The organism is Bradyrhizobium sp. USDA3516 (genome assembly GCF_057651995.1).
Genome location: NZ_JBYGYN010000014.1, coordinates 1 through 26,544 on the forward strand (window position 1 = coordinate 1; position 26,544 = coordinate 26,544).

The following is a 26,544-nucleotide window of genomic DNA, read 5'->3' on the forward strand; positions in this document are numbered from 1 at the left end:
GCAAGACGGCGGATGCGCAATGAGTTTTGTCAAGATCAGCTTCGAGCGGGTCCGAAAGGACTTCGTCGCGCGAGGTGAAGCAGGCCGCCCGCCGGACCGATTCACTGCGCTGGAGAACATTACCCTGGATGTTCGTGCAGGCGAGTTCCTGGCTCTGGTCGGCCCGAGTGGCTGTGGGAAATCGACACTGCTCGATTTGCTCGGGGGGCTCACGACCCCGACCAGTGGCCGCATCCTGCTGGACGGGCGGCCGATCACGGGTCCTGGTCGCGACCGCGGCATCGTGTTCCAGCAATACGCGCTATTTCCCTGGCGCACGGCCGCGGAGAATGTCGAGTTCGGGCTCGACATCGGCGGGCTCCACGCTCGTCGGCGGCGCGAGATCGCACACCATTTCCTTGATCTCGTCGGCCTGTCCGGCTTTGCCAATCGTTATCCGCACGAACTCTCCGGCGGCATGAAGCAGCGCGTCGCGATCGCGCGCAGCCTCGCCTATGACCCGGAAGTGCTGCTGATGGACGAACCATTCGCCGCGCTCGATGCCCAGACCCGCGAGACGCTGCAAGGCGAGTTACTGCGGATCTGGCGCGCCACCGGCAAGACCATCGTCTTCATCACCCATGGCATCGACGAGGCGGTCGTGCTCGGCCAACGCGTGGCGGTGATGACGTCGCGCCCGGGCCGCATCAAGCAGCTCATCGAGATTCCCGCCCCGCTGCGCAACGAGGCAGACGACGTGCGCTCGCTGCCGGAGTTCGGCCAGGTGCGGCATGAAATCTGGAGCCAGCTCCGTGACGAGGTGCAGAAGGCGCAGCAGGGACAATTGAGGGGCGGCGTCGGCGCGCTTCGTATCAATTCCGAGGCGAAGGAGGTTGCCCATGTCTAGCCTGGAAACACTGACGCTGCTGGAGCTGGCGCATGGGCGTCCGACGTCGATAGCCGGTGGGCGGCATGGACCGTCCCGGATCGCCAGCGGGCTTCGTAACACCATGCGCGGGCTCGCCGCGTTCGGGCACCGGTCGCTGCTGCTCATCCTGTTGCTGTCGGTGTGGGAGGCGACCCCGAGGCTCGGCCTGATCGATCCCGTGTTCCTACCGCCATTCTCCGAGGTGATCGCCGCCGGCTGGCAGCTCGCGCAAACCGGCGAGCTCTACGACGATGTCTCGGCGAGCCTGCTGCGCGCGCTCAGCGGATTCCTGATCTCGGTCGCCTTGATCGTTCCGCTTGGCTTGGCTGTGGGCTGGTACGCCCGGCTCGGCAATCTCCTGAACCAGTTCATCGAGATTTGCCGCAACACCGCGCCGCTGGCGTTGCTGCCGGTGTTCATCTTGCTGCTGGGCATCGGTGAGATGTCGAAGATCACCATGGTGATCTATAGCTGCGCCTGGCCGCTGCTGCTCAACACAGTCGCCGCGGTGAAGCAAGTCGATCCGCTGCTGATCAAATCGGCGCGGACGATGGGTGCGACGCCACAACAGTTATTCCGGAAGGTGATCCTCCCCGCGGCGCTTCCGACCATCTTCGTTGGCATTCGCCTTGCGAGCGCGTCGGCGATGCTCGTGCTAGTCGCCTCCGAAATGGTCGGTGCCAAAGCTGGTCTCGGCTATCTCATCATCAACAGCCAGTACAGTTTCCTGATCCCGCAGATGTATTTCGGCATTCTTGGCATCACTGTGATCGGCCTGGCGTTCAATGCCGTTCTCGAGGCGTTGGAGCGGCACCTTATGCGGTGGAAGGCGGATGCCCACTCCCTCGGAGTTTGAGCGCAGGACACTTGTAGCTTACGTCTGCTCTCGACGAGCCCCGTCACCGCGTGACGCGTCTCGCAAGGAACCGCGCGATCATCAAGGCGTCTAGTCGTCGCTCGCGAATAGAGTCAAATCGCGGGCGGCACGGGGCGATTTTGCAGAAGACAATCGCAGTCGCGCCGCCCATCCCCCCTCGCGACGGTCGCAAACCACCGTGGGGCAGGGTACTGTCCAAAGACGACCGTAAGATCGGTCAGATGGACGGAGTGAGCCTGTGTCCAAAGGAGTCGGAGATCGGGAATCGTCGGGATTTGGCGCCCCTGGGGAAAAGGGCGTCTTTATTCGAATGGCATTCCTTGCCCAAGACATGTGTCTTCATCCGCAAGAAAAAGTCCGCTTCGAACACGTAGGCAGGTATGCCGTGTCCGTCGACTTTGCCAATGTTCAGAGGGTAGAGGGGCGTTGGTGGCGTTCTCCTTCGGTCCAATGCATAGGAACCGTACATTGGGGTATGTCTCGGCGAGCCTACGCCTTGTACGAGGCACTCTCGGCGGGGAAGATCCCAGACGAGATTGATCCCAACGATTTGTCCCTCTCTGAAGATATGTGGAACAGGTCGACCGATCCGGTTTTCCGTCATAACGCGCCAGCTTTTCTGAAGGATGCCATAGCTCCTGCGGAGGCAGAGATCGAGCGGGAAGTATCGAGGGTCGTGGGGCTTGCTCGGTGGCGATGCAACCGTCCTGGCCCAGTTGATTTGCCAAGGTTAGGACCCCATGAGTGGTCTATGGATGGCAAGGGCTGGAGAGCCGACGTATGTCGTCCGGCGATGCCTCTCTCTGCCTTCGGGCCCGACTTGGTCGTATCCGACGTCCGGCGCACCGATATAGAACGGTTCCTTGAAACCGGTGAGGATGAACCGCTCTATCAGAGCTTGTTGCGCGAGGCAGAAAGTCTGTTGGAGAATAATCCAAGGAGCGCCGTCGCCATTGGCGCGACCGCAGCCGAGGTAGCCGTCAAAGCTCTTGTCTCGAAGCTGGCACCCCAGACATCGTGGCTCGTCCAGAACCTTCCTTCGCCGCCGATCTTCCGAATTCTCGAGGAATATCTACCGCAGCTCCTCCCCCCGGGGGCGCCACGATTTGATGTGGGGCTGATCAAAAATCTTAAGGCGGCTGTCTCGCTGCGCAATGAACTGATCCATGGGGCAAAAGCAAACCTTAAGTCTTCGGAGGTTGCCTCGGCATTGGCCACCTTTCGGGATATCGCGTGGCTCTGCGACTACTTTTCAGGGGTGGCTTGGGCGGTGAACAGGGTGAGCGAGGGCATTCGCACCGCGATGAGTCTCCCAACAACTGTCGATACGGACGGGTGGTTCGTGGACTGATTGCTTCTCAAGCGGGGACGATATCGATATCGCCGATGTCCCCGCGACAGTCGAGGCAACATGGCGAAAGGTCGGCGAGCTCCTCGATCTCTTTTCCGTCCAGCAGTGCGCCAACCCCCCTTCGCGGATTATCTTGAACAGAACAACGAGGCGCGCGGCTTTGGCTTGGAGTCCTATCCCAATCTTGTGATGTGTCGGAATAACAGCCTGCTCGAGATGAATGGCCAGCCCTACATCTCAGCCCTTGAGAAGGGGTGGTGGATCGCGCTCGTGTTCAATCACGAGAATCCTATCCGTATCCTCCTTGAACTGATTTGGACGCGACTCCAATCAGTTCAAGAAATACATTCCAATGGACGACATGTTGCAGCCGGAACGGTTCGCGCCTTTCTTTCTCACGCGCGTCGTTGAACTCGAGTCGGCGATCGCGTGGGAGCTTCAACACTATGAACTCGACAAGAAGGAACTGACCGCGATTCAGTCAACCCAGTCGGCCCCCGCGAGGTGATGACAACGAGGCGGTTATTTTGCAGCAGGTCGCGCGTAAAGGCGAACTGGATGTCCGGAGCCGCGGCTTTCGTAAGTGGGCGGAAGAACAGGCGTTCGACGCCGATGCCGCTATCGCAAAACTGGTCGCCGGCGGCCTGCTGGCCTGGGTCGACGAACACCACGTCCGCCTGATGACGCAGTGCGGTTTGATTACCGCATTCATGCCTGCCGGCCAGACCATCGCGATGGGCGACGATGAACTTGCGGCGATGTGAATGATGAAAAAGCTCGAGGCGCCCGAAAAGAAGAAGGAATAGGGGCTCGCCTTAGCGATCACTCAAACCGCCGGGCTTTGCCGCTTCCGGATATTCCTTCTTATCCAGCCGCGCATGCTGCCCGACGCAGTATTGGCCCTCCTTCTGGAATTCTTCTGCCTTGGCAGATCGGCGGCGATCCATTCGGACGTGCCCAAAATAAAATCCTCGGAGCTTCCTTTCACGCCCGGCATTAAGCGCGATGCCAAGAATCATTTGCCGCTCCGGGCGCGCCGCTTTTGACGGCAAAGCACCGCGCGAGCTCTGTCTTCCGCTCTTCGCTGTATGATGATCCTTGCCACCATCGCTCGCCACCAGCATCTACAGAACGCCATCCTCTGGCGATAAGGCTTGACGGCCGACCCGGCTGAGATCGTCAAGCTCGTCAGACGATCAACGGGCAGATAGCGCAATGCAGGCCATCGCAGGACTGCAACCAGTTATCGTCGCGGGCTGTTCCGACCAGCCGTCCCGCCAAGGGCGTATTTTCGCCTGTATGCGTAGAGAAAATCCTGATCGGAACAGATACACCTGCCCGATGTGTCGCGAGCACGCGGATCGGCTAGTACAGGAGCCAGAGGCCGCAGTAGATTCACTCGCGTACTGGTCGATTGCGGTATCGGCAAGCCTGCGGCGTGCTTCACCAACTCGGCGGCAAGCCCCACTCCGGCGAGCGCGGATTGAAACGCCATTGGAACGACAGCCGTCCCAACATTCCCGATGCCCGTCAGACCGATCATCATCCCACCGCAGATCGCTCTTTGATAAAAATTGAGCAGCGGCTGACCGACGAACGGCTGCAGCTCGGCATAAGGAACAGAGAAGGCAGTCGCGACACGCTGCACGAAGTTCTCCGATACACCTTCACCTTTCTGCAGAAGCTCGCGAACTTCCTGCTTCGCTTCGGGCAATCTCAACTCTTGGGCAACCCGTTCGTCTTCGCTCTTGACCATGCCGGACGGCAGATAAAGGCAGGCAAGACAGGGCTTGCCGTCATCGAAACCGTGTCTCGAAATCCCGAGATCGAGCTCCTGAGTCCAGGCATTCACGATCCAACGAGGCAAAGACGCTTGGAGGCTGATGCGGTCGGCAGCATTGTCGAGCGCGACCGCGACCCGCTCGAAACGTCGGTTCCGGCGCCCGGCGACGAAATCGCTCCATCTCAAGGGATGCGCAGTGATGCGTAGGCCGTCCCGTTTTAGCAACCTGCGAGCCAGCTTAGATTTCGGCGTGCCGACATCCTTCTGCACGGCCATGACGTAGCGCTGCAGGTTCGAGAGATCGACCATATCGTGATCGACGGTGTGCAGCGTGCCGGCAAGACTAGGCAGGCGGCCCATCGCCCACATCGCGCCGTGTCCGATGGCGCCGAGGCCGGCCAGGTATGCGTCTCCCAAATCGATATGATCGGGCAGCCGCAGACCCGGTCCGCTCTCCTGCCGATAGTCGAACAGTGAGAGGTCGATCTGGCGATCGAGACCGCCGCACACGAGCTGGGGTGCAAACACGAACCGAAACACGTTCGCGGTGGCGAAACAGGCTGCGGCCCCTGCGCCGAACGGGTTCGTGGTCGGCCCTGATCCGACCGGGGCGTCGGCGGACAGACGCGCACGCCAGCCATCCGATCCGGCGAATATCTTGGTCATGTCGTTGGTCGGGTCCGTCGCGCCGACGACGATCGCCACCGTGGACCGCGCGATGTCGGTGGGCAGATCTATGCGGTCGTTGATTGCGATGGCCAGCGCTGCCAGTTCCTTTCCAAGAGCCTCCGCTTCGCTGCCAACGCCGGCGATGACGATCGCCGGATAGAGGCGCGCCAGGATCCTGACGCACATTTCCAATGTCGCGCGACCTTCGGGCGACGTTGCCGCCGACTCGTCGAAGCACAAACCGATCTGATGTCCGGACAGCGTAACCTTGTAGGTGTCGAGGTTGAAGTTCGAAAGGACCTGCGACGCGGCTGTGACCGTGCGGTCGAAGAAATTCGCGAAGGCCATCTCTAGTCCTCGATCACGATCGTCTGGGCTGCGCGCGATGCCGGGATTTCGCGCCAGCTGCCCGACGCATCCAGCCGATACGACGCGAACCGACCAATCTCGAGCGGTCCGGTCCCGAAATCCGGCACGACCAACGAGAAGCAACCGACCGTGGTGGCGACCGCGAATTCGTCATCAGTACTGGAGTGATAGGCGCGTCCTGGATGGCTGTGGATCTGCGCGATCAACGTTAGGCCGTTTCGGTACAGCCAGACATTGAGGCGGTGGAGTTCTTCGGCTCCAGTGATGACGCACACGCCGTCGGCGGTGCGGATGTGGCGCTGGGCCGGTATGATCGCTCGATCCACCTGAAATAAGGATCCGCTCTGCCGACCCGCCCAGAGCCCCAAGCCCTCGTATCCCTGGCGACCGACGTCGCGAAGGTGAGAATGGACGAGTTGCGCGTCCCGCCGTTTGACTATGACCTTTTCTACGTCGGCCAGCCGCTTCACTCCGGAATTCCTTGTAGATGCGCTATGACCCCGGTCACTTGCGCTTGAATTTGGAGGTTGTACGTCGAGAGCGGATCGACTCCGTACATCCAGATCTTCTCCAAAATGAAGACCAAAGAGCCTTCGCCAGAACCCCGATGCAGCAGCCATGAGTCTCCCGTATGCGCTGGATTGTCGTGATATTCCCGGACACCCGGCAGGCAGACGAAGGGGTAGTCATCCGGCCTGTTGGCCTGGATCATGCTCGACAGCTTTAGGCCCCCTTGTTGCATCAGCTCCGCCATGGCTTCCGGTGGAATGCCTGGCATCGGCGGACGCCGAAGCATCTGAAACTGCACGGTCGAGGCGAGCAATTTCTCGCGCGTGAACGGGTCGACGAAGCGGACGGACGGCGGTTGCAGATCGTAGTCCGTGAAGTCGACGACGACCGCGGCGACGATGGGAGCGGGTCGAAGCTTCGTCGCGGCGAAGACGACGAAGACTTCGGGAAATTCGGCATCGAGCAGCAGCCATCCCCGCTTCCGGTAGGTCGCCTCCAGGTTACGATAGGCGGCGACTTCCCGGTCGAATTTGGCTCGTGATACCTCGGGTTCAACGACCTGTGTCACGGTTAGCCGGCGATCCCCGCCTTGAGGCTGAGGAAGAGGGTGACTTCCTTGCCGAAGTGGTATTCGCCGACGCGCTTTTCCGGATCCAGCACGGTTCCGGCTTCGTCCTTGATTTCCCAGTTCTCGGCCGGCTGAGCCAAATTTTGCGTCTCCTGCAGTGCCTTTTGCCGGACTTCGGTCAGCTTTTCCTTCTCTTCGGCCTCGATGACGACCGGCTGGCCATTGACCACGATGGTGATCCGCACGAGATGGCCATGATTATGGTCGCGATCGTGCTTTTCGCGCTCGCGACGGGCCTCTTCTTCGAGTTCATGCTCGCGTTTTTCGAGGTCGTGCTTGATCTTTTCCTCGGATCGAATGACCTCGTCGACGCCCTCGATTTCCTTCTTCAAGAACTCGGCCTCGCGCTCGAGCTGTTCGGCCGATTTATTTCCCGATTCCGACATGTTAGCTAACCTTTCCGGGCCAAAGCCCGCGGTATCGTGGACAGCTGACATGCTGCCATCTACAACCCAATGCGCTCGCCGGGGTGGATTCGGACGGAAGAATATTTTTGTCCGAATCCGCTTTCGCTGGCGCATTTCAAAGTAGGTTGCCCAACAGGGGGCCTCATGCGGTCCGAAGATTCCGAAGAAACCGGCCCGGGTGCTATCCGCTACACGGCGGCAGAGATCCGGGCGGCGCTCGATGGGTTGAGTGACGACGACCACCGTCGGCTGACGATGGTCGCGCGTCACTTCGCACCCCGCACGAACATGTCGGAAGACGATCTGAGGCAGGAGGCCTTCTTGAGGGTCCTGTCGAGCCGAACCTGTAAGGTCGGGATCGGCATAGTAGAGTTCCTCGCCGGCACCATCCGCAGCATCGCGTCTGAAACGCCCAGGTCCCGCAAAAGGGCACGGGAGAACGCCGGGCTGGAGCTCGTCTACGTACCGGAGTACGGCGTCGGCGAGGTCCAAGAGCCGGAAGATCAGAACACGCCGTCTCCGGAAGCTCAGGCTTTGGCACGGACCATGTATACGAAAGAGATCGAAAGAGCAGGGCAGCTGGTGTCCGGGGACTACGAACTCGAACTTTTGGTCGAGGCGTTGGCCGACGGCCAGCGCGGAAAAGAACTTGAAGACGTGCTCGGAACCGACACGAAGGGGTTGGCTGCCGCCCGAAAACGATGGATTCGTAAATTGCAGGTAAGTTTCCCCGATGGCGTACCGCTTTGAGGACACGACCATGAGCGAAAAAGAGCGCGTCGATCGGCTCGACGAGGCCATAATCGAGGAAATTCTGGGTTTGAGCGACTCGGAAGCGGCCGGGCTCGTCGGCAAGGAGGACGTCGCCGCATCCCGTAAAGACCTACTCCGAGCGAAAGCGATGGTCGGAAAACTGCGCTTGGCCCGTGCGAAGACTGATGTCGCGCTCCATGTCGCCAGTGCTGCGACGGCCCGCAGCGGGATGAGGGCCGACGGCCAACGGGTGCTATCTTTGCGAAAATCGGATCCCGTTCTGGACAAGAAGATGACTTTAGCCGCTAGGAGCGGAACGGCGAACGCGGAGGCGGATGCCGCTAGCCTGGACCAGGACCTCGCGGAGCTCGACGCGTGGGAAGCGGAGGATCGAGACCAGTCGTGAGCCGTCGCCTCACTCTGCCGGAGCTGCTTCTACAGGATTTCGGGATAGATCGCCCCGAAGAGATCGATCTGCAGGCCATCGCTTGGGAATTGGGCGCTCGGATCAACGTTCGCGAATTGCACTCTTGCGAAGCGAGGATCGTCGGACGGGGCGATCGGGCGATCATCACCGTCGACGTCAAGGCGTCGCCCCGACGAAAGCGCTTTTCGATCGCACATGAACTGGGGCATTGGCATCATCATCGAGGACGCTGCCTCATCTGCCGGTCGGACGACATCGGTAATCGAAAGCGTTCCGCGACCGATCCGGAGCGGGTCGCCGATGACTATGCGTCGGACCTTCTGTTGCCGCGGTATCTGCTCGAGCCGATGCTCAGATCCTTGCGACGACCCACACTCAAGGCCGTGAGGGAGACTGCTGAAGCTTTCGATGTAAGCCTGACCGCCACGGCGTTGAAGATCGCGGAGACGGATTTCTTTCCGATCATGCTGGTATCCCATTCGCAACAGGGGCGTGCCTGGTTCAGGAAGGCGCCGAGCGTGCCGGAACACTGGTTTCCGAGGCAGGAATTGGATCACGAGAGCTATGCGTTTTCCGCCCTATTCGGAAAACATGAGGACAAAAGCGGTCCTAGGCGCATCGGGGCCGATGCCTGGTTCGACCGGAGGGGAGCCGAAGACTTCGAGATCTATGAAGAGACCTTCCGTGTCGCGGCCGATCAGATCTGCACGATACTGTTTTTCAACGATACGAAGATGCTTCGCGACTGACTTCGCGGCTCATCCAGAAGTCGACTTACGTTCTTGCGCCCCCGTCCTGACTCGACACCTTGGAACAGCTCATGCCGCGGGTCAAAAAACGAAAAGTGGGAGATCGGCGCTAGCTGGTAGCCAGATTGTTGTCGACTATAATCGTGCGACGAATCCCCATCTTCCGCCAGATAAGCTCTGGGGTGCGACCGGTAAGTGATTGATTGCTCTCAACCCGTCGCTGACTCTTAATCAGCGGGTCCCAGGTTCGAGCCCTGGTGCGCCCACCATAAAATACTCTGGCATATCAGAGTTTAGACCGGCGCTCCTTCGTTCTTTGAGCGTGGTGCACACTAGTCTGTGGCTGGCTGTCGCAAAGTCTGTCGCGCGTGCAACTTTCCCTGTTTCTGTCCCTTCATCGATCGAGCGAATAGGTTCCAATGGGGAGCCCGATTACGGGCTCGTCGTAGGACAGGATATTCGGGCGAGCAAATCGGAAAAAGGGGCGAACAGCGGGACGGTGTTTGTCTCCATATTAATTAATTATACTTAAAATTAAATATTTTAATCGCCTGAAATGCGATTATAATCGCGTCGGTGCCGGGGAGCTCCATCCCGAGTGCGGGAGGTGATGAGGACCCGAGATGAATACGACCGCTAATCGCTGGACGAGCCGGGAAGATGAGCTTTTTCGAAAGCTGGTGAATTCCCGAGCATCGTCGAGCTCTATCGCCCAGGCTTTGAATAGAACCGAAGATGAGTTGAAGAGGCGAGGCTATCTCCTCGGGTTGCCGTTGAAGTGGTTCAAGGCAACTGGTGGCATACCCCGTCGCGTGCCAGGAAAGACCATGCTTTGCTCAACAGAGTAACGATCACCCATAGGGCAACATGAGCAGAAACCGACATCACGCTGTGCACGTTCTGCAAGAGAGAGCGGTGACCTGGCGGCCATCAGTTGGACTTGTCTTCTGCAAATGCCAAGGTTTCGACCTACGATCTGAACCGGCCCTTGATGCGCCGGCGGAGGAGAATGCAACTCAGGAGCCGCTAGAGACCTTTCCGGAGGGCTGGTGGGTTTCGCCGTGAGCAGTGGTTGGCTGACAGGCTGGCAATCTGGGTCCAGGCGAATCCACCTCGGAGGCGCCTGCCTATTCGAGGTGAGGCAGCGCATAAGCCGGCCACCAGCGTGCTGTGGTGCTGCGCCCGAGGCGCCGGCAACGAGCGGCGGCTATAGCTTAAGATATATATTCCATATTTTCGAATGGCCTAAACTTTGGATTATTTCGCTTCGTTGAGAAGGTGCGTTTCATGACGGTGCACTCATTGAGGGGCAAATTCGTTGCCACACGCAACAGGCTGTATTTCGAACAGGCCCCAACGTTGCCTTTCACAAGGCGCGAGAGTGAATGCACCCAAACCCTTCATTCGGCGATCAGATTTAAACGGGCGTCCGACAAAAACGAGTCGTGCCCGCCGAGCCGACGAGGTGATCTGCAAGAGCGATTGACCAGTGTTGAGCGTGAAATCGAAGTATACGTAAGAATCGAGAGAGAGGAGAAGGCTCGGTTCGATCGCGAGTCCTATTTGTGGACTGCAGAGGATCGAATTGAGTGGCAGGAAACACAACTTGGCAATGCAGAACGTCTTCGCGAACTCCTGAAGGAGCATAGCGATCTGCAAAGCGGTTTCGAAGGCAAGAGCGTATGACCTCCAAGCTCATCGCAGGGAACGGGTAGTCCCTGGAGGCTCTTATGGGCAATATCAAAGAAGCTATTCTCCGCGCGATGCCTCAAATGCTGTTCTTCGTGGGGTACGCGGCCATTTTTTTTGTTCGCGGTTCACCTCTACGCCTCGCTGATGTGGGGCAGAGGACCGTGAGTGACGATAGTTGACGCGGTGTGTTTTCGTCCCGTGCGGCTGGTTCACGCCCTCTTGAGTGGGGTGTCGTCGCATGCACATGAGGCGCAATGCAGCTGCCCATTCACGAGAGAGGGGCAGGCAGGGGCGGGCGTAGCCAAAGCGACGTCTAAATGGTTGCGATGTGAGCCTCTGCACCAGTGCCTGCCTTCATCAACGTCGTTCGGTCCGCAAGTTATCAGCCAGCCGGGAGGCTTATGAAAGAGGCAGCACGCGCCGCCAATCGGCTACCAGTCACCGTGCTCAGTGGATTTCTGGGGTCGGGGAAGACGACATTGCTCAACCATGTGCTGAGGAATCGCGAGGGCCTCCGAGTTGCGGTCATCGTCAACGACATGAGTCAGTTGAACATAGACGCAAATCTGGTTCGTAACGGTGGCGCGAATCTGTCGCATACAACCGAAACGCTCGTGGAACTTAGTAATGGTTGCATATGCTGCACGCTGCGCGGCGATCTCCTGCTGGAAGTCAGGCGATTGGCCGAAGAGCGGCGCTTCGACTACCTTCTGATCGAAGGTACCGGGATTTCTGAACCCCTTCCTGTCGCCGCAACGTTCTCCTTTCGCGACGAAGCCGGTGCCTCGCTCTCTGATCTGGCGAACCTTGATACAATGGTTACCGTCGTGGACGCCTTGAACCTGCTCGCCATGTTTAACAGCCGCGATCTGCTGCGCGACCACGGCGAGTTACGCGATCCCTCCGATGGACGTACGCTCGTTGATCTCCTTGTTGAGCAGATCGAATTTGCTGACGTGGTTGTGATAAACAAGGTGTCAGAAGTCACGGAGGCGACGCGTGCGGAGATTCGCAAGGTCGTTGCCGCGCTCAATCCACGGGCGCGCCAAATCGAGACCGACTTCGGCGACGTTCCCATCCGCACAATTCTCAACACCGGCCTCTTCGATGAAGCGAAGGCTGCGGCTCATCCTCTCTGGAACAAGGAGCTATACAGTCCCGCCTCCCATGTTCCGGAAACCGAGGAGTACGGCGTATCGAGTTTCGTCTACCTGGAAAGACGCCCGTTCGATCCGCACAGCCTGTTGTCCTTTCTCAATAAGCCGTGGCCAGGCGTGATACGCGCCAAAGGACATTTCTGGCTTGCGACCCGTCCGGATTGGGTGGGTGTTCTCTCCGTCGCAGGGATGCAGCGTCGATGCGAGCCCATGGGACATTGGTGGGCGACGGTCCCGAAGTCGACGTGGCCGAGCCATCCCGAGATCCAACGACATCTCGATCACCAATGGGACAACACCTGGGGCGATCGCCGCCAGGAGCTTGTGTTCATCGGTTCAGGCATGGACGAAGCGTCCATTCGAGCCTCGCTGGATGCCTGCCTTGCCGATTCCGAGAATGGGTTCGATCCCCAGAGCTGGCGCAATCTCAGCGATCCCTTTCCGCCTTGGCAGTATCCTGATCACGCAAGCTAAGCGGCGCGCAGGCGCATTGCATTCCAACTACATCAATGCTGCCGGATGGCGATCATGTGATACGAAGAATCTTGATATTAAATATTTAATAAGTTAATATATCCTCTTTAATGCGCCGCGATTGAATTTTTGGCAACCATGGTCATAGCAGCCACTACGAGCAACGGTGCAACCGCAGCCGAAAGGCAGATCGAGCAGTGCGGCTTCGCGCTCGCTTCCGGCTCCAGAGCCCCGCCTGTCAGTTTAAAATTGGCTCGTTCGCGAACATTGGAGATGTCGCTTCGACATCCACGCAGTCGGCTGGGTGACCGGCGTCAGAACTCGTCGTTCATATTTCCCCAATCTCTCGCGAGGATGTCATGAGGTCCTTGTACGAAAAGCCTGGCTTGAGCCAGTTAGCTCTCGGATTGCGGACTTGGCCACGGACACCGCACCGGAGAACTATCTGGGCGTCTGATCCAGAGGCCGAGGACGAGAGACTGTCACCGCACCCAGCGCGAAATCCGCTGGAAACGGGCCTGCGCGCCTCAGATACCGCTGCGCTATCTTCATCCAGCATGGCTTCGAATGCCGAACTCGCAGGCGTGACCGCAGGATTGCGAACGCCAACCTCTGCGGCATCCGACCAAACGACTTCAAACCCCGTCGTCATCCTGGGCCGGATCCCCTCGGCAACCTTGGCCCCGAGTATCGTCGGATCGTCGACAATTCCGGCGGCCGCGCAGGTTTGTGGTTGCGGCTACTTCATTGCCCCCACACGATTGCTCGATCAAAGTGCAGCCCACAGCGGGCAGTTGCAGGGCACTCGAGTGTCTGGCGGAGCGGATTTCGTGCTGTCCGGCCAGGCTGGAATCATGGGAGCTTCCACCAGTGCCGCCATGTCATTGCAGCACGTTGCGCCGCTTGCCAACTGGAACGTCCTGCCAGGCGGAGGAGAGATCGGAAACGCGACACCGCCGGGTCAAATCGGAATTCTGTCCGGCGCGGTGACGACCGCAATTGCGCCCCCGGCCGGCCGGGAGGCCGCCACGACGGAATCGACCAGCCTTGCCGCCGCAGCGACTTCTACAAATCCGGTCGTTCTCGAGAACCAGAAGCCGGGAAACCCGCAAAGCGAATGGGATATCGTTGGCGCGGGCAGTTCGAACATCGAGGGTTTCGCCACCGACATCAGCGTCAATCGGGGCAATCGGGTCGACTTCAAGATCAATACGAATTCATCAAACTACCGGATCGATATCTACCGCCTCGGCTACTATGGCGGAATGGGCGCGCGAAAGGTCCACACCATCCAGCACACGGGCGTGCAAAATCAGCCCACACCGCTGCGCGACGCCGCGACCGGCCTGGTCGATGCGGGCAATTGGTCGGTCTCAGCCTCCTGGGATATTCCGGCCGATGCCGTGTCCGGCGTCTATATTGCAAAGCTTGTGCGCCAGGATGGAACTGCCGGCGCCAATCACATCCCCTTCATCGTTCGAGACGACAGCAGCACCAGCGATGTGGTCTTCCAGACCTCGGACACGACCTGGCAGGCCTATAACGGCTGGGGCGGCGCCAATTTCTATGGCGGCAACGGTCCCGCGACCGGACAAGGCGCGGGACGCGCCTATGCGGTGAGTTACAACCGGCCGATCGCGACCCGCGGCAACGTCGGTACCTTCGCCGGTCCGCAGGACTATTTGTTCGGCGCCGAATATTCAGCGATCTATTGGCTGGAGCAGAATGGCTACGACGTCTCCTACATGTCGGGAGTCGATGCAGACCGTTACGGTAGTCTCCTCCTCAACCACCAGCTCTACCTCGATGTCGGACACGACGAATATTGGTCAGGACAGCAACGCGCCAACGTCCAGGCGGCCCGCGATGCCGGCGTCAATCTCGCGTTCTGGAGCGGCAACGAGATGTATTGGCGTACGCGCTGGGGCAACAGCATAAGCAGCGACGCCGCGGCCTACCGCACCTTGATCTCCTACAAGGAGACCTGGTCACCAGGAGCCTCGATCGATCCGAGCGATCAGTGGACCGGGACGTTCCGTGATCCACGCCTCAGCCCGCCGGCGGTCGGCGGGGGAATTCCGGAAAATGCCCTGATCGGGCAGATGTTCCAGGTCGATGATGTCGGCCAAGGCAGCGGCCTCCAGTCGATCACCATTCCCTATGATGACGCCAACCTGCGATTCTGGCGCAACACCAGCGTCGCCAATCTTCAGCCCGGGCAAACAGCCACGCTGACCAAGAATTATCTCGGCTATGAGTGGGACGAGGCCCCCGACAACGGATTCGATCCGGCCGGCCTGGTCCGGCTGTCCTCGACGACCGTTCCGGTCAATACCTACCTGCTTGACTACGGCAACACGACCGGACCTGGCGTCTCGACCCATAATCTGACGCTCTACCGCGCTCCGAGCGGCGCATTGGTCTTCGGCGCCGGAACGGTCTATTGGTCGTGGGGCCTCAGCGACAATCACGATCTGGCGCCGACGCCAACCGATCCGCGCGTGCAACAGGCGATGATCAACCTGCTCGCCGAGATGGGGATTCAACCGGGAACGCTACAGCCGGGGATGATTGCGGGTACCGCCTCGACGGACTCGACGGCTCCGACGTCCGCCATCAACGCACTGGCAAGTTTCAGCGTCGGGACTGCGGTCACGATTTCCGGCACGGCAGCGGATGTCGGCGGCGGCGTGATCGCCGGCGTAGAAGTTTCGACCGATGGCGGACTGAGTTGGCAAAACGCGATCGGTGACGAGACGTGGACTTATACCTGGTCGCCACAGGTTGCCGGGACCTACACCATCAAATCACGCGCGGTGGACGACAGCATCAATCTGGAAACGCCTTCGGCAGGTCGCACGGTGAATGTTACCGCGCCGTCCTACGTCTCGCTTTTTCCGGGCTCTGCAACGCCCGCCACGGTCAACACCACCGATGCAAGCGCCGTCGAGCTCGGTGTGAGGTTCCAAACGTCGACCGCCGGCACCGTCAGCGGGATCCGCTTCTACAAGAGCAGCCAGGATACAGGCATCCACACCGGTGAACTCTGGACCAGCACCGGCACCTTGCTGGCAACCGCCACCTTTGCAAATGAAACGGTGGGCGGTTGGCAGAGTGTGACCTTCTCCAACCCGGTTCCGCTAACGGTAGGCGCCACCTATGTCGCGTCCTATCACACCAATGTGGGCCACTACTCCTCCAGCGTGAACTACTTCACGAGCAATGTGACGAGCGGTCCGCTGACCGCCCTCGCCGATGGGAATGGCGTCTATACCTACAGCAATAATACGGCGTTCCCGACCAGCACGTTCCAATCGACCAATTTCTGGGTTGACGTCATGTTCAACCCGTCCACCACCAATACGGCGCCGGTGGCTGCGAACGATACCGCGAACGTGACACAGAATACACCCACGACGATCACGGCGGCGTCGCTGATCGCTAACGACAGCGACCCCGATGGAGATTTGCTGACCGTAACCGGCGTGAGCGCAGCGACAAACGGCACGGTCGCCCTCAATGCTCAGCCCAACCCGCAGAACAACACCATCACGTTCACGCCCAACGCCGGCTATAGTGGCCCGGCCAGCTTCAGCTACACGATCTCGGACGGGCGCGGCGGCACGGCTACGGCCAATGTCAGCCTCACGGTGGCCCCGCTCGGATCGGGCCCCTTCAGCCTCTTCAGCGCGTCAAATACACCAGCGCAGACCAACCTCAACGACGGATCCCAACTTGAAGTCGGGATGAAGTTCACGTCCTCGGTCGCCGGTCAGATTACGGCTCTCAAATTCTACCGCAGCGCCAGCGACACTGGCGCCGACGTTCTTGATCTCTGGACGTCAACGGGCACCCGCCTTGCCACGGCCACCTTCACCAATACGTCGGCCAGCGGCTGGCAGACCGTTACCCTGCCGTCCCCGGTTTCGATCGCAGCCAACACGACCTATGTTGCTTCCTATCACACCACCGGCGCCTATGTGGTGACCGGCAACTACTTCACTACGGCTGTCACCAATGGCCCCTTGACCGCGCTTTCGACCACGACGGCCGGTGGCAACGGCGTATACTCCTATGGCGGCACGAGCACGTCCGGCATCTTCCCGACCAACACCTATAACGCTTCGAATTACTGGGTCGATGTTGTGTTCACGCCGTCCAGCGGCAGCAACCAGCCGCCGGTTGCCAACAACGACAGCGGCTACACCACCACTCAGAACACGGCACTTGCGATTGCAGGGGCGGCACTGCTCGCCAACGACACCGATCCGAACGGCGGGATGCTGACGATCACGGGCGTGAGCGGCGCCGTCAACGGCTCGGTCAGCTTCAACAGCCAGACCAATACGGTCACCTTCACGCCGAGCAGCGGCTATACCGGTGCGGCTTCCTTCAGCTATGCCATCGCCGACGGACAGGGCGGAACCGCGACTGCAACGGTCAGCCTGACGGTAAATACGGCAGCGAACCAGCCGCCGGTAGCTAACAACGACAGCGGCTACAGCACCACGCGGGACACGGCTCTCACTATTGCCGCGTCTGCCCTGCTTGCGAACGACACCGATCCGAATGGCGACCCGCTGACGATCACGGGTGTGAGCGCCGGTGTCAACGGCACCGTCAGCTTCAATGCCCAGACCAATCGTGTCACCTTCACGCCGACCACCGGCTACACCGGTGCCGCATCCTTCAGCTATGCCATCTCGGATGGTCGCGGCGGCACCGCAACTGCAACGGCTAGTTTGACGGTGACCACGCCGTCAGTGAGCCTGTTTTCAAGTTCCGACACGCCGGCCATTCTGTCGGATCCTGACGCGGCCCAGGTCAATCTCGGGGTGCGTTTCACGTCATCCGCGGCCGGCACCATCAACGGCATCAAGTACTACAAGGGGACGGGCGACACCGGCACCCATACGGGGTCATTGTGGAGCAGCACAGGCACGTTGCTGGCGACCGCGACATTCACGAACGAAACCAGCAGTGGGTGGCAGACCGTCCTCTTCAATAATCCGGTTTCGATCGCCGCCGGCACGACTTATGTGGCAAGCTACCACAGCAATGGGCACTACACGTCCACGAGCAACTACTTTACCACCCCGCGCGTCAATGGTCAGCTCACAGCGCCCGCCGGCAACAATGGCGTCTACACCTACGGCACCGGCAATCTGTTTCCAACGAGCACCTTCGGGGCAACCAACTACTGGGTGGACGTGGTGTATAGTCCCACGAGCGGCGGTGCCAACCGAACACCAGTTGCGACGAATGACTCCGGGTTCAGTGCTACTCAGAACACTGCGATCTCGATCCCAGCTTCGGCCTTGCTGGCCAACGATACCGATCCTGACGGCGATCCCCTGACCATCACGGGCGTGAGCAACGGCGCCGGCGGCACCGCGAGCTACAACGCGCAGACCAGCAGCGTCACTTTCACACCGAACTCGGGATACACAGGACCGGCGTCGTTCACCTATGCAATCTCTGATGGTCGAGGCGGGACGGCAAGCGCGTCCGCCTCTCTGACCGTCAACGCGGCATCTGCGAGCATCGTAAGTCTGTTCAGCAACAATCCGCCGAGTGTGGTATCGGTCAATGATCCGAACTCGGTGGAGCTTGGGTTCAAATTCCGGGCGTCGAGCGCCGGCGATGTCACCGGGCTACGCTTCTACAAGGGCCCGTCGAACACCGGCACTCATACCGCCAATCTATGGAGCAGCACCGGCACCCTGCTGGCCACAACCACCTTCACCAATGAGACGGCGAGCGGCTGGCAGCAAGTCAACTTCCCCACGGCCGTCACCCTCACGCCAGGGACGACGTATGTTGCATCGTATCACACGTCAGGAAACTACTCAGTCGATCCCAACCTGTTTAGTTCGGAGGTCACAAACGGACCGCTGACTGCGCCATCCTCGGCCTCGAGCGGGGGCAATGGGGTGTATGCGTATGGATCAAACAGCCTCTTCCCCACCAACACCTACAACTCATCGAGTTACGGCGTGGATGTTCTGTTCCGTCCGCAACTGTCTGCATAGCCGGGCAGCGGCTGACAATGACGCGAGCCGACGGTGATCCCGCTGCGTACACTGCACGTTTGAAAAGTAAACGCCGGTCTGGGCGAATCCAAGCGCAGCCGAAGGGAAGCCGCGTACGAGTCCGTCACCTCGATGAGCGCGGGCGAACTGCAGAAACGGCGTCGAACGTGAAGGTACCCAATAGAGGCTGGCGGGAAGAGTAGATCCGAGAGGGCTCATGTCGGCAACTTCGAAGAAGCTATACTCCGCGTGATGCCTCGAATGCCGTCCCTTTGCGATGTGCGCGGGGACGAACTGCGCATGATTTGCGCTGACGCCAGTGATGGTGAAGGCTAAACAGCGCCCGCGCGCTCTGCAGCTGGGCCTGTCTGCTGCACTGGACCAAACGGCAAAGCCGACCTTTCCAGTCAAGAATGGCTCCACGCGCGTCAGCCGTGGAAGATCGAAAGATGCCGCAAGTGTCGACAGCGACAATGATCGGGAAAGCCCAGTAGAGATGACTGGAATGATTTAATAATCTCGCCGTCGATATTTAATTGGAGGGATTTAAGACTTAATTTCGACAGAATGCATCGCCCTTTCTGCGTCGGGGCAGGGCCCATCAAACTTGGAGTCCTGCATATTCGGCCGAATAGTCATTGCGTCAGCTGTCGTGTTGGCAGCCACTATTTCCTCGGAGGCGCGCCCTCTACGGGCCACTCCCCCGCCTGAATGCAATGTGAGTATGCCTTGCGATTTTTCATACTCGGTGATGCATACCCAGAGAGTCATCGCACCAACCCGGAATCCAGAGCGACATGGCGCGCGCAGCTTTCGAATGTCCCTCGGCAGCTTGGATTCGTCTGGAACCAAGATCGTCGGTGGTCGCCCGGCGGGTTGCCCTCGATCATTCTGCGGGTGTGGTGCGGCCATACGAGTGTTTGGTCGCATCGTGCCCGAGCTGAATCTCGCGGCCAATTGGCTGCGTTTTCCCCGTTCCTCGCCGGCACCGGGAATGGTTGCCGCACGGCCCGGACACGTCTTCGTCCTGGAGCGCCACGTCGCCGGTGACATTTGGATGGCGTACGACGCAAACTCGCGTGGGCGCGCAACGAGAATCCATGCGCGCTCCCTCAAAGGGTACACCATCGTCAATCCTCATTCGGCTTAGCTGCGTACCGGTTCCGTAGACGAAGGCTGGTGGGTTTCGGCTCAGCGGCCTTCAATCCGCATTTGCGCCCGATGGCCCGCACCGGGGAGGTGAACTGGTGCGTGGGGGCGGGGGACGCAGCGACGAGAGATCGAGGAAACTCACGAGCGCAGCACCCAATCTATAGCCGCCTGCTTGGGCTCGCAGGCTGCCGCCAATCGGTTCCCAACGTGCACCGAGTTTCTGTGGTCAGCAAGGCCGCGCCGCGCTGAGCATCTTCGCAGGGCGGAGCAACCGGCTCCTCGACCCAGGCCTCGCGAGCGAACCAGTTGTGATCGACGCGGCAGACCGGGCAATGAGTATTGCCGAAAAATACCGCGCTTCGCAGAAACGTCTCACGATCACACGCAATTCCAGTGGGAATGATGCGATCGGTTTGGGGGCATTTGACCATAATCATACCCATGTGACCGTTCCTGGACATAGCTCGCTGGTGGATGAAAGGTGAGCTGCGGCGTGAGTGCGGGTTTACTTGGCGCGTTTGCACACGAGAGTGCTCTGCCAATCGACCGGGCTTGCTTGCGCGGGGCTGTCCTGGTGCGCGACAGATATCTCGGTCCGGCCAATCACAGTTCATTCCCCCCTTACATGCGCTCACACTCATAGCAGAAATTCAATTTGCTGATTAAGCATCTAACGCCTTGTTTCATTTCGAGATCGACGTTTTATGTGACGCCGTTGAATTAATTCCGGCTGGAACAGCGAGTCTCAGGCGCTTCTTTGTATCGAAGGGAATGCTGCGGGTTCAGCCAAAAGAACAAAATTTTTGTTCTTTTATATTATCGCTTTTCGTTTGTTAATTTGGGCGGATGACGTAAACTATTTTTTTCTGGGTTCGTTCGGTTGGGAGGGAACGATGTCTCAATCAATTTTTAAGATGCGTAATTCCAGGGCTACTGCGCAGCAATTGGCGAAAATGCGCGAGGAGCTTGCAATTATCGGCGAGAAAGAGCGCGTACTTAGGGAGCGCAGCGCCACTCGGGAAGTCTACCGATATCTACTCGATGCTCATCGTGTGGCTGCGTGGCCAAGTGCTGATGAAGACGTGTTGAATATCCCACCAATCGGAAAGGGCGAAAGCAATCGGCTGGCCGTCTGATCGGGTGCGGCATCCGCGTTCGAACGAGGCGCCGGCAGCGATGTATGCCGGCGTTGAGCGTTGGGCCTGGATCGCCTTCGAAACACATCCAAGCCGAGTTGGCTGTTCTTTCGAGCGATGCTGCGCATAGTATGGCGAGGATCTGCTCGCCGCTGAATCGATACAGGGACGAGGTCGATTGCTCATTTGGTAGAATTCGTGCTGGAAAAATCCTCCGCGGAAGTGGTGCTCAAGCCGGCGATCGATGCGGTCTTTGCGCTGTTCGATGGTCAGCCGGTGCTGTTCAGCGCCACAGGGCAGAAGATCTATCAGCTGGACCAGGTAGGCGGCTTTATCTGGTGCAGGTTGGCACAAGGAGCGTCTCTGGCAGCCGTGTATCACGAACTGGGCGCGCTGGACATTGGTGAGTCCGTAGCTCGCCAGTTCGTGCGGCAGGCCATAAGCGCTTGGATCGATCGAGGGTTGCTGGACGTCGATCGGCGAATGTCGACGAATTGCGCCTTCTCGGCGGTGCTAGGGCGGCATCGTATCAGCGTGAGGGCTGAAAGCCGGCAGCTCTTGCAGCGGATGGTTTCGCTGTTTTGTGCTTCGGACCCCAACGTGGGCGGCCAAGCCGATATTGCGGTCGAGGCGATGATGCTGGATGATCACGTGCTCTTCGGCGGAAGCGACGCTGGCCTCCATAGGTGCGGAGTCGAGGCACTTGCGCCTACAATCAAAGCTCACCTCACCGACCGGCTTATCCGAAGTGATCGGTCGGTCTTCGCTCTCCATGCTGCGTCTCTTGCGAAGAATGGGGCTGGCTTGCTGTTATGCGGGGAAGCGGGAGCCGGCAAGTCGACACTTACACTCCAGTTGGTGGACGCGGAATTTCAATATTCCGGCGATGATGTTGTACTGATCAATGATGACGGCACTGCCTGTGGTGTCCCATTTGCCCTCACCCTCAAGGAAGGATCGTGGGAGTGGCTGTCGGTATTGCGCAGCAATTGGGACGGCGTCACGCATCGCCGAGCCGATGGCGCTCAGGTGCGGTACTTGCAGGTTCCGAATGCGTACAACGGGAGTCTTTCGGTTAACTGGATCATCTTCTTGAACAGGGTCGCGAGCGGTTCGCCGAAGCTGACCGCCTTGAATCAACTCGATTCGATGAAGCGGCTCATTGAGGGCGCATTTGCCGCCGATGGAAGGCTTTCGACGACCGGCTTTTCCGCGTTGAAGGGGATCGTTTCTGGTGCACGATCATTTCTGCTTACCTATTGCGAAGCGGTAGAAGCTCGGGAGCTGTTGGTGGATTTGTGCGATGGGAAAGCATAGTAGGGCGCTGATCAGCCTTTGTGATTGCCTGCGAGGTGCGCCGCCCGTCAACGTGGATTGGATGTCCGTAATCGGGCTCGCGAACCAGACGCTGACGACACCCGCGCTTATCGACTTCGTTGATCGATATGAATCGGTGCTACCTGAGGACCTCTGCGGGTATGTCCGCCAGATCTATCGTCGGAATGTTCATCGAAACGAGCGGTTGCTGGATCAATTGGAGGAAGCCGTCGTTGCGATGAATGGCCGCGGAGTGACGCCCGTGTTGCTAAAAGGGGCCGCGACGCTGGCTGCCGCGCCTCGCGAGCGGCGCGGAGTTCGGCTGATGTCCGATCTGGATATCATGGTCATGCCGGATGAAGCTGAAGCAGCAATTGCTGCTCTTCGTGAAGTTGGCTATGGCATTCATATTCAGGCGTCTCGAGAAAGCCGGAGATGGTTCGTCGAACTGATCCGATCGACGGATGTCGGCACCATCGATCTGCAACAGGCCGCTCCAGGCCCCGCCCACTTCTACCGCGACCCTGCGCTGAGCCATTGCGTCACTGCGGCGCTGGGGCGGGGGAGCGTGCGAATTCCGACGCCCATGGACCGGGCGCTCATGTTGATCATCCATGATCAATTTCAAGACTACGGCTATTGGCTCGGCGACCTGGACCTTCGGCATTTGGTCGAACTACGCGATCTGAACAGTTCCGTTGGAGGTCTCGATTGGGAGGAACTCAGCTCCCATAGCTCGGGCGAACTGATGAAGAACGCGGTTGAAACCCAGCTGGTCGCCCTGGCGCAGTTGCTTGGGGTCGAGATCCCGCATGCGCTGCGCTCCCGACTGATTCCGCGTCTGCAGTTCGTTCGCCAATTGACGCAGGCGCGTTTTCCGAGCTCACGCGTGCCCCTCCTCGCGATGACCGTTCTGGATCTCAGAAACTACCGGCGCGATGCGTCCCTTGGCTCCGCGCGGAGCGCGCGCCGCGGGCTGTGGTCCATCCCAAAAGCGGGCACCTTGCACTTTCTGCTGAAGGCGGCCGCCGCAGTTCGTGCGGGGAAGGTCTAGGGGATCGGCGACGACAACATCGACCTTGGAGATGAAGGGAGCCTCTTCCCAGTGGCTGTAGAGCTAGGAATGTTCCCGTCCACCAGCGTTCCGGTCAGGCGAGTCGCCGTTCTCGCGGATCTTGAATTCATCCAGCGTGCGGCCGGACCGAAGGGCGGCGACTAGCCAGCGAGGCTGTTTGCCGCGTCCGGACCAGGTCTCGGTCGGCTGGAGCGGGTTGCAGTATTTCGGCAAGACCTTCGGATATTTGCGGCGCGGCTGCGGCTGGCCTGCTCCCGTTTCGGTCGCCGCGTTTTCAGGGTCACCGAACTGGTCCGGCTGGTTCAGCTGCGCAAGGCGTTTTTCCAGTTCCCGCTTTTCGGCTGAAATTTTTTCCGCGAGAATCTTCGTGAGCTCCTCGTGAAGGAGCCAAAGTTCCTCAAAACCCATGGCTTCGAGATCCTGCCTCCGCATGGCATCCTCGTCACCGCTCGACGGACTGGTCATTCATCCACCATCCTCCCAGCTGCGTCAGTGTGGAAATTGACGTGGCAATAAAAATCATTATATTGTATTTAATAATTATTACGATGATTATTTTATTATACGCCTGAAAAAGGCGAGGCGCCTCAAGGCGCGCATCGCGGAGGAATTGTTTTGATTGAGTATCCTCTTGAACGTCTTCAGGATTCGGTCAGCCGGTTTGTCGTTCCCTCGGCTGCGTGCTTGGATATCCAGGCGTTGAGATCCCAAATTGAGCTCCGACGTCGTGCGCTCCGGGATATCGAAGTTATTCGCTCTCGTTTGCAAATATGGGACGGCCGGCCAATAACAAGGGTGTCTCGACGAGCGAAAGGCAGCTCCCCACGCGGCGCATCGAGGGGGTGGCGGGGAAGGCCATTCGCGCGACCTGTTTAATGTCACCCGTCACGTGGGGCGATGTCGCGTGAACGGTTCCGCGGCTGCATCTCTGGCGTGCAATATAACCCCACCCCGCAGTTAATTGTGCGAATCCTTCATTTTCTGGCTTGATTAGTCAGTGCGGCGCGGTTATGTGGACACGGGTTTCCGCACGGTTCCATGTATTTTTTTGTAAACCTTTGAACTCTCCGGCTTGATTAATGTTGGCGGGAATATTATCAGTTGGGCACAACTACACGGTGGCATCATGTCGGCAAAGAAACTCGAATTAGAATCCATGTCGCTCGACGATCTTTGGTCGCTGCATGAGGAAATCAGCGGGATCTTGTCCGATCGGATCAAGGCGGAAAAGCAGGAGTTGGAGAAACGCCTGGCCGCTCTCGGGGGCGGGGCAGCTTCTTTTGCAGACTCAAGTGCGTCAGGCCTATCTCAGACCGGCAAGCCAAGGCGCAAATATCCGCGCGTGCTGCCGAAGTATCGTAATCCCCAGACGTCCGAGACCTGGTCAGGGCGTGGCAAGCGGCCGCGGTGGTTGGTTGCTGCGATGAAGTCCGGCAAGCGGATTGAGGAGTTTCGTATTGGGGATGCGGGGTCGAAGCTCCGTCAGCGGGCTTGACCGGCTTGCAATCTCTCTTCGAGCGGATGGTTCGGATGAGCTCGACGGCACAGCCCGATAGGCTGAGCCGCTAGTAGGCATTGCGTGCCCTCAACACCTCGACCGGGGTCCGCAGGAGGATTGCGAGATCGAGCCGCAAGCTCCAGTTATCAATGTACCAGAGATCGTATTGCACCCGCGTTTCGACCATGGCCGCCGTGGGCGTCGGGCCGCGGCAGCCATGGACCTGGGCCCATCCGGTCAATCCCGGCCTGACCCTGCGGCGAAGGGCGTAGTTCCGTACGAGCTTGTCGAACTTTCCGTCGTGAGCCAGGGCGTGAGGACGCGGCCCGATCAACGACATGCTTCCGTCGAGAACATTCAGCAGTTGTGGCAGCTCATCGAAGCTTGTCCGGCGTAACCATTTGCCGACGCGGGTGACGCGCCGATCCGTGCGGTTGGCCTGAAGGATCACGGGTCCGTCCTCGAGCACATCCATGGTCCGGAATTTACGGATCAAGAAGACCCGGCCGTTGAAGCCGCAGCGTTGCTGCCGAAAGAATACCGGACCGGGAGAATCCAGTTTGATCGCGACCGCTGCCAGCGCCAGCAACGGGGCAAATATCGCTAACGCGAGGCCCGCGCCAATAAGATCGATCATCCGCTTTGCCCCGCATTCCAGCGGCGTAAGGGGGCCACGCTGGAGTTCTACGCAAACGGCACTTCCAAGCGTCCGGGTGGGATGCCGAAGCAATTCGGATGTCGTGCCGACGGGCACGAACATGATCGGGAAGGGCAATACTCGCAACTCGGCAACGAAGGCTCGCAGTTCGGGCCATCGCTCCGGGTCGGCTTCGACCACCACCTGGTCGAGCTGGCAATTGCGAATGTAGTCGATCACACGGGCTCTCAGCCGCTTTCGACAGGCGGGACCGAAGCCGAGCGGAGGCAAGCTGAACCGTCCCTTAATGCAATACCCGTGCATTGAGAGGGTTTCTGACAGCCCGGCGTTCGTCGACAGTGGTTGGTCGGTGATCAGGACGATATTCGTATTGGCGAACTTTCTGCCGCTCAGGCCCTTTCCGAGCAGCACCTTGACCGCCCACCGCTCGGCCGTAAGCAGGCCCAAGGCGACGACGCCGAAAAGCAGGGCCGCTTGCTGAGAGGTCCCCGTGCGAACCTCTAAGCCATGCAGGACCCAAAAGAAGACCAGCAGTGACGCCCAGGCCATACAGACAGCGCGTATCTGGTTTCGAAGGAGGAGGAGCTCGACCGGCTGATAAAGGCCTTGGGTCTTCAGCAGGCCAACGAGGCAAGCTGCGCTGACCAGCGCCAGGCCAATCATGTCACTCAGATCGGCGGCGGCTCGCCCTTTCTGAGCTTGGAACAGAAATGTGGAAACGACGCCAGCAAACAGGACCGCCGCAATGTCCACACAGACCGCCACGTGTTCGACCGCGTCATAACGAAGAGGCCATTTGTGCCGGCGGAATGCTGGCAGTCCTGGACTGACACGATCGGCAATCTCACGATCAGGGAAATGTCGATTGACGAAATTCATCGCGCGTGCCCTGCAATTTAATATTTAATTTATTATTAATTAAC

Annotated in this window: 22 protein-coding genes; 15 read left to right on the forward strand and 7 right to left on the reverse strand. The window is 59.3% G+C overall.

Features of this window, described 5'->3' with window-relative positions; all coding sequences use genetic code 11:
• The first annotated feature begins 19 nt into the window (after window positions 1-19).
• From AC24YW_RS33230 to AC24YW_RS33250, 5 genes are all read left to right on the forward strand, one after another.
• Window positions 20-886 (forward strand): ABC transporter ATP-binding protein, encoded by an 867-nt coding sequence (locus tag AC24YW_RS33230; protein WP_487486647.1) that lies wholly within the window; start codon window positions 20-22, stop codon window positions 884-886.
• Window positions 879-1,763 carry an ABC transporter permease gene (locus tag AC24YW_RS33235; RefSeq protein WP_487486648.1) on the forward strand — a complete coding sequence of 295 codons (885 nt, stop codon included), beginning with the start codon at window positions 879-881 and terminating at the stop codon, window positions 1,761-1,763. Before AC24YW_RS33230 ends, AC24YW_RS33235 begins: the two co-directional genes overlap by 8 nt.
• Before the next feature lie 772 nt (window positions 1,764-2,535).
• A complete protein-coding gene (locus AC24YW_RS33240) occupies window positions 2,536-3,135 on the forward strand; it encodes a hypothetical protein (RefSeq protein ID WP_487486649.1) in 600 nt (199 codons plus the stop codon).
• Between the two features lie 352 nt (window positions 3,136-3,487).
• A complete protein-coding gene (locus tag AC24YW_RS33245; RefSeq protein ID WP_487486650.1) occupies window positions 3,488-3,643 on the forward strand; it encodes a hypothetical protein in 156 nt (51 codons plus the stop codon).
• A 19-nt stretch (window positions 3,644-3,662) separates the two neighbouring features.
• A complete protein-coding gene (locus AC24YW_RS33250; protein WP_487486651.1) occupies window positions 3,663-3,899 on the forward strand; it encodes a hypothetical protein in 237 nt (78 codons plus the stop codon).
• 51 nt (window positions 3,900-3,950) lie between these two features.
• Here AC24YW_RS33250 and AC24YW_RS33255 read toward each other — a convergent pair whose 3' ends face one another.
• From AC24YW_RS33255 to AC24YW_RS33275, 5 genes are all read right to left on the reverse strand, one after another.
• Window positions 3,951-4,259, reverse strand: coding sequence for a hypothetical protein (locus tag AC24YW_RS33255; RefSeq protein ID WP_487486652.1), 309 nt, complete (start codon window positions 4,257-4,259; stop codon window positions 3,951-3,953).
• Between the two features lie 119 nt (window positions 4,260-4,378).
• A complete protein-coding gene (locus AC24YW_RS33260; protein WP_487486653.1) occupies window positions 4,379-5,935 on the reverse strand; it encodes an E2 ligase fold family C protein in 1,557 nt (518 codons plus the stop codon).
• A gap of 2 nt (window positions 5,936-5,937) precedes the next feature.
• Window positions 5,938-6,426: a Mov34/MPN/PAD-1 family protein gene (locus AC24YW_RS33265; RefSeq protein WP_487486654.1), complete on the reverse strand. Its 489-nt coding sequence runs from the start codon at window positions 6,424-6,426 to the stop codon at window positions 5,938-5,940.
• Entirely contained in the window at window positions 6,423-7,034 is a 612-nt protein-coding gene (locus tag AC24YW_RS33270) for a putative metal-binding protein (protein ID WP_487486655.1), read from the reverse strand. Before AC24YW_RS33270 ends, AC24YW_RS33265 begins: the two co-directional genes overlap by 4 nt.
• 2 nt (window positions 7,035-7,036) lie before the next feature.
• Window positions 7,037-7,531: a DUF2604 domain-containing protein gene (locus AC24YW_RS33275; protein ID WP_487486656.1), complete on the reverse strand. Its 495-nt coding sequence runs from the start codon at window positions 7,529-7,531 to the stop codon at window positions 7,037-7,039.
• A 114-nt stretch (window positions 7,532-7,645) separates the two neighbouring features.
• Between AC24YW_RS33275 and AC24YW_RS33280 the strand changes: the two genes are divergently transcribed.
• From AC24YW_RS33280 to AC24YW_RS33320, 9 genes are all read left to right on the forward strand, one after another.
• A complete protein-coding gene (locus tag AC24YW_RS33280; RefSeq protein WP_487486657.1) occupies window positions 7,646-8,251 on the forward strand; it encodes a hypothetical protein in 606 nt (201 codons plus the stop codon).
• A gap of 10 nt (window positions 8,252-8,261) precedes the next feature.
• Window positions 8,262-8,660, forward strand: coding sequence for a hypothetical protein (locus AC24YW_RS33285; RefSeq protein ID WP_487486658.1), 399 nt, complete (start codon window positions 8,262-8,264; stop codon window positions 8,658-8,660).
• Entirely contained in the window at window positions 8,657-9,430 is a 774-nt protein-coding gene (locus AC24YW_RS33290; protein WP_487486659.1) for an ImmA/IrrE family metallo-endopeptidase, read from the forward strand. Before AC24YW_RS33285 ends, AC24YW_RS33290 begins: the two co-directional genes overlap by 4 nt.
• Window positions 9,431-11,523: 2,093 nt before the next feature.
• A complete protein-coding gene (locus AC24YW_RS33295; RefSeq protein WP_487486660.1) occupies window positions 11,524-12,753 on the forward strand; it encodes a GTP-binding protein in 1,230 nt (409 codons plus the stop codon).
• 557 nt (window positions 12,754-13,310) lie between these two features.
• Window positions 13,311-18,785: a DUF4082 domain-containing protein gene (locus AC24YW_RS33300; protein ID WP_487486661.1), complete on the forward strand. Its 5,475-nt coding sequence runs from the start codon at window positions 13,311-13,313 to the stop codon at window positions 18,783-18,785.
• A 1,484-nt stretch (window positions 18,786-20,269) separates the two neighbouring features.
• Entirely contained in the window at window positions 20,270-20,422 is a 153-nt protein-coding gene (locus AC24YW_RS33305; protein ID WP_487486662.1) for a hypothetical protein, read from the forward strand.
• Between the two features lie 408 nt (window positions 20,423-20,830).
• Window positions 20,831-21,073: a hypothetical protein gene (locus AC24YW_RS33310; RefSeq protein WP_487486663.1), complete on the forward strand. Its 243-nt coding sequence runs from the start codon at window positions 20,831-20,833 to the stop codon at window positions 21,071-21,073.
• 198 nt (window positions 21,074-21,271) lie between these two features.
• A complete protein-coding gene (locus tag AC24YW_RS33315) occupies window positions 21,272-22,390 on the forward strand; it encodes a serine/threonine protein kinase (protein WP_487486664.1) in 1,119 nt (372 codons plus the stop codon).
• Entirely contained in the window at window positions 22,377-23,444 is a 1,068-nt protein-coding gene (locus AC24YW_RS33320; protein WP_487486665.1) for a nucleotidyltransferase family protein, read from the forward strand. The genes AC24YW_RS33315 and AC24YW_RS33320 overlap by 14 nt, the downstream gene beginning before the upstream one ends.
• 63 nt (window positions 23,445-23,507) lie before the next feature.
• Here the strand turns inward: AC24YW_RS33320 and AC24YW_RS33325 are convergent, their stop codons facing one another.
• Window positions 23,508-23,897, reverse strand: a complete 390-nt coding sequence (locus AC24YW_RS33325) for an H-NS histone family protein (RefSeq protein ID WP_487486787.1) — start codon at window positions 23,895-23,897, stop codon at window positions 23,508-23,510.
• 694 nt (window positions 23,898-24,591) lie between these two features.
• Here AC24YW_RS33325 and AC24YW_RS33330 point away from each other — a divergent pair.
• Window positions 24,592-24,960 carry an H-NS histone family protein gene (locus tag AC24YW_RS33330; RefSeq protein ID WP_487486666.1) on the forward strand — a complete coding sequence of 123 codons (369 nt, stop codon included), beginning with the start codon at window positions 24,592-24,594 and terminating at the stop codon, window positions 24,958-24,960.
• Window positions 24,961-25,030: 70 nt separating this feature from the next.
• Here AC24YW_RS33330 and AC24YW_RS33335 read toward each other — a convergent pair whose 3' ends face one another.
• On the reverse strand, window positions 25,031-26,500 hold the full coding sequence (locus tag AC24YW_RS33335; protein WP_487486667.1) for an exopolysaccharide biosynthesis polyprenyl glycosylphosphotransferase: 1,470 nt from the start codon (window positions 26,498-26,500) through the stop codon (window positions 25,031-25,033).
• Window positions 26,501-26,544 lie beyond the last annotated feature (44 nt).

Coding starts and splice junctions, on each gene's coding strand:
- AC24YW_RS33325 (WP_487486787.1), bottom strand. CDS start 23,897: ATGCGGAGGCAGGATCTCGAAGCCATGGGTTTTGAGGAACTTTGGCTC.
- AC24YW_RS33320 (WP_487486665.1), top strand. CDS start 22,377: ATGGGAAAGCATAGTAGGGCGCTGATCAGCCTTTGTGATTGCCTGCGA.
- AC24YW_RS33280 (WP_487486657.1), top strand. CDS start 7,646: ATGCGGTCCGAAGATTCCGAAGAAACCGGCCCGGGTGCTATCCGCTAC.
- AC24YW_RS33230 (WP_487486647.1), top strand. CDS start 20: ATGAGTTTTGTCAAGATCAGCTTCGAGCGGGTCCGAAAGGACTTCGTC.
- AC24YW_RS33235 (WP_487486648.1), top strand. CDS start 879: ATGTCTAGCCTGGAAACACTGACGCTGCTGGAGCTGGCGCATGGGCGT.
- AC24YW_RS33260 (WP_487486653.1), bottom strand. CDS start 5,935: ATGGCCTTCGCGAATTTCTTCGACCGCACGGTCACAGCCGCGTCGCAG.
- AC24YW_RS33295 (WP_487486660.1), top strand. CDS start 11,524: ATGAAAGAGGCAGCACGCGCCGCCAATCGGCTACCAGTCACCGTGCTC.
- AC24YW_RS33310 (WP_487486663.1), top strand. CDS start 20,831: ATGTCTCAATCAATTTTTAAGATGCGTAATTCCAGGGCTACTGCGCAG.
- AC24YW_RS33245 (WP_487486650.1), top strand. CDS start 3,488: ATGGACGACATGTTGCAGCCGGAACGGTTCGCGCCTTTCTTTCTCACG.
- AC24YW_RS33240 (WP_487486649.1), top strand. CDS start 2,536: ATGGATGGCAAGGGCTGGAGAGCCGACGTATGTCGTCCGGCGATGCCT.
- AC24YW_RS33330 (WP_487486666.1), top strand. CDS start 24,592: ATGTCGGCAAAGAAACTCGAATTAGAATCCATGTCGCTCGACGATCTT.
- AC24YW_RS33335 (WP_487486667.1), bottom strand. CDS start 26,500: ATGAATTTCGTCAATCGACATTTCCCTGATCGTGAGATTGCCGATCGT.
- AC24YW_RS33300 (WP_487486661.1), top strand. CDS start 13,311: ATGGCTTCGAATGCCGAACTCGCAGGCGTGACCGCAGGATTGCGAACG.
- AC24YW_RS33255 (WP_487486652.1), bottom strand. CDS start 4,259: ATGCTGGTGGCGAGCGATGGTGGCAAGGATCATCATACAGCGAAGAGC.
- AC24YW_RS33275 (WP_487486656.1), bottom strand. CDS start 7,531: ATGTCAGCTGTCCACGATACCGCGGGCTTTGGCCCGGAAAGGTTAGCT.
- AC24YW_RS33305 (WP_487486662.1), top strand. CDS start 20,270: ATGAGTATTGCCGAAAAATACCGCGCTTCGCAGAAACGTCTCACGATC.
- AC24YW_RS33285 (WP_487486658.1), top strand. CDS start 8,262: ATGAGCGAAAAAGAGCGCGTCGATCGGCTCGACGAGGCCATAATCGAG.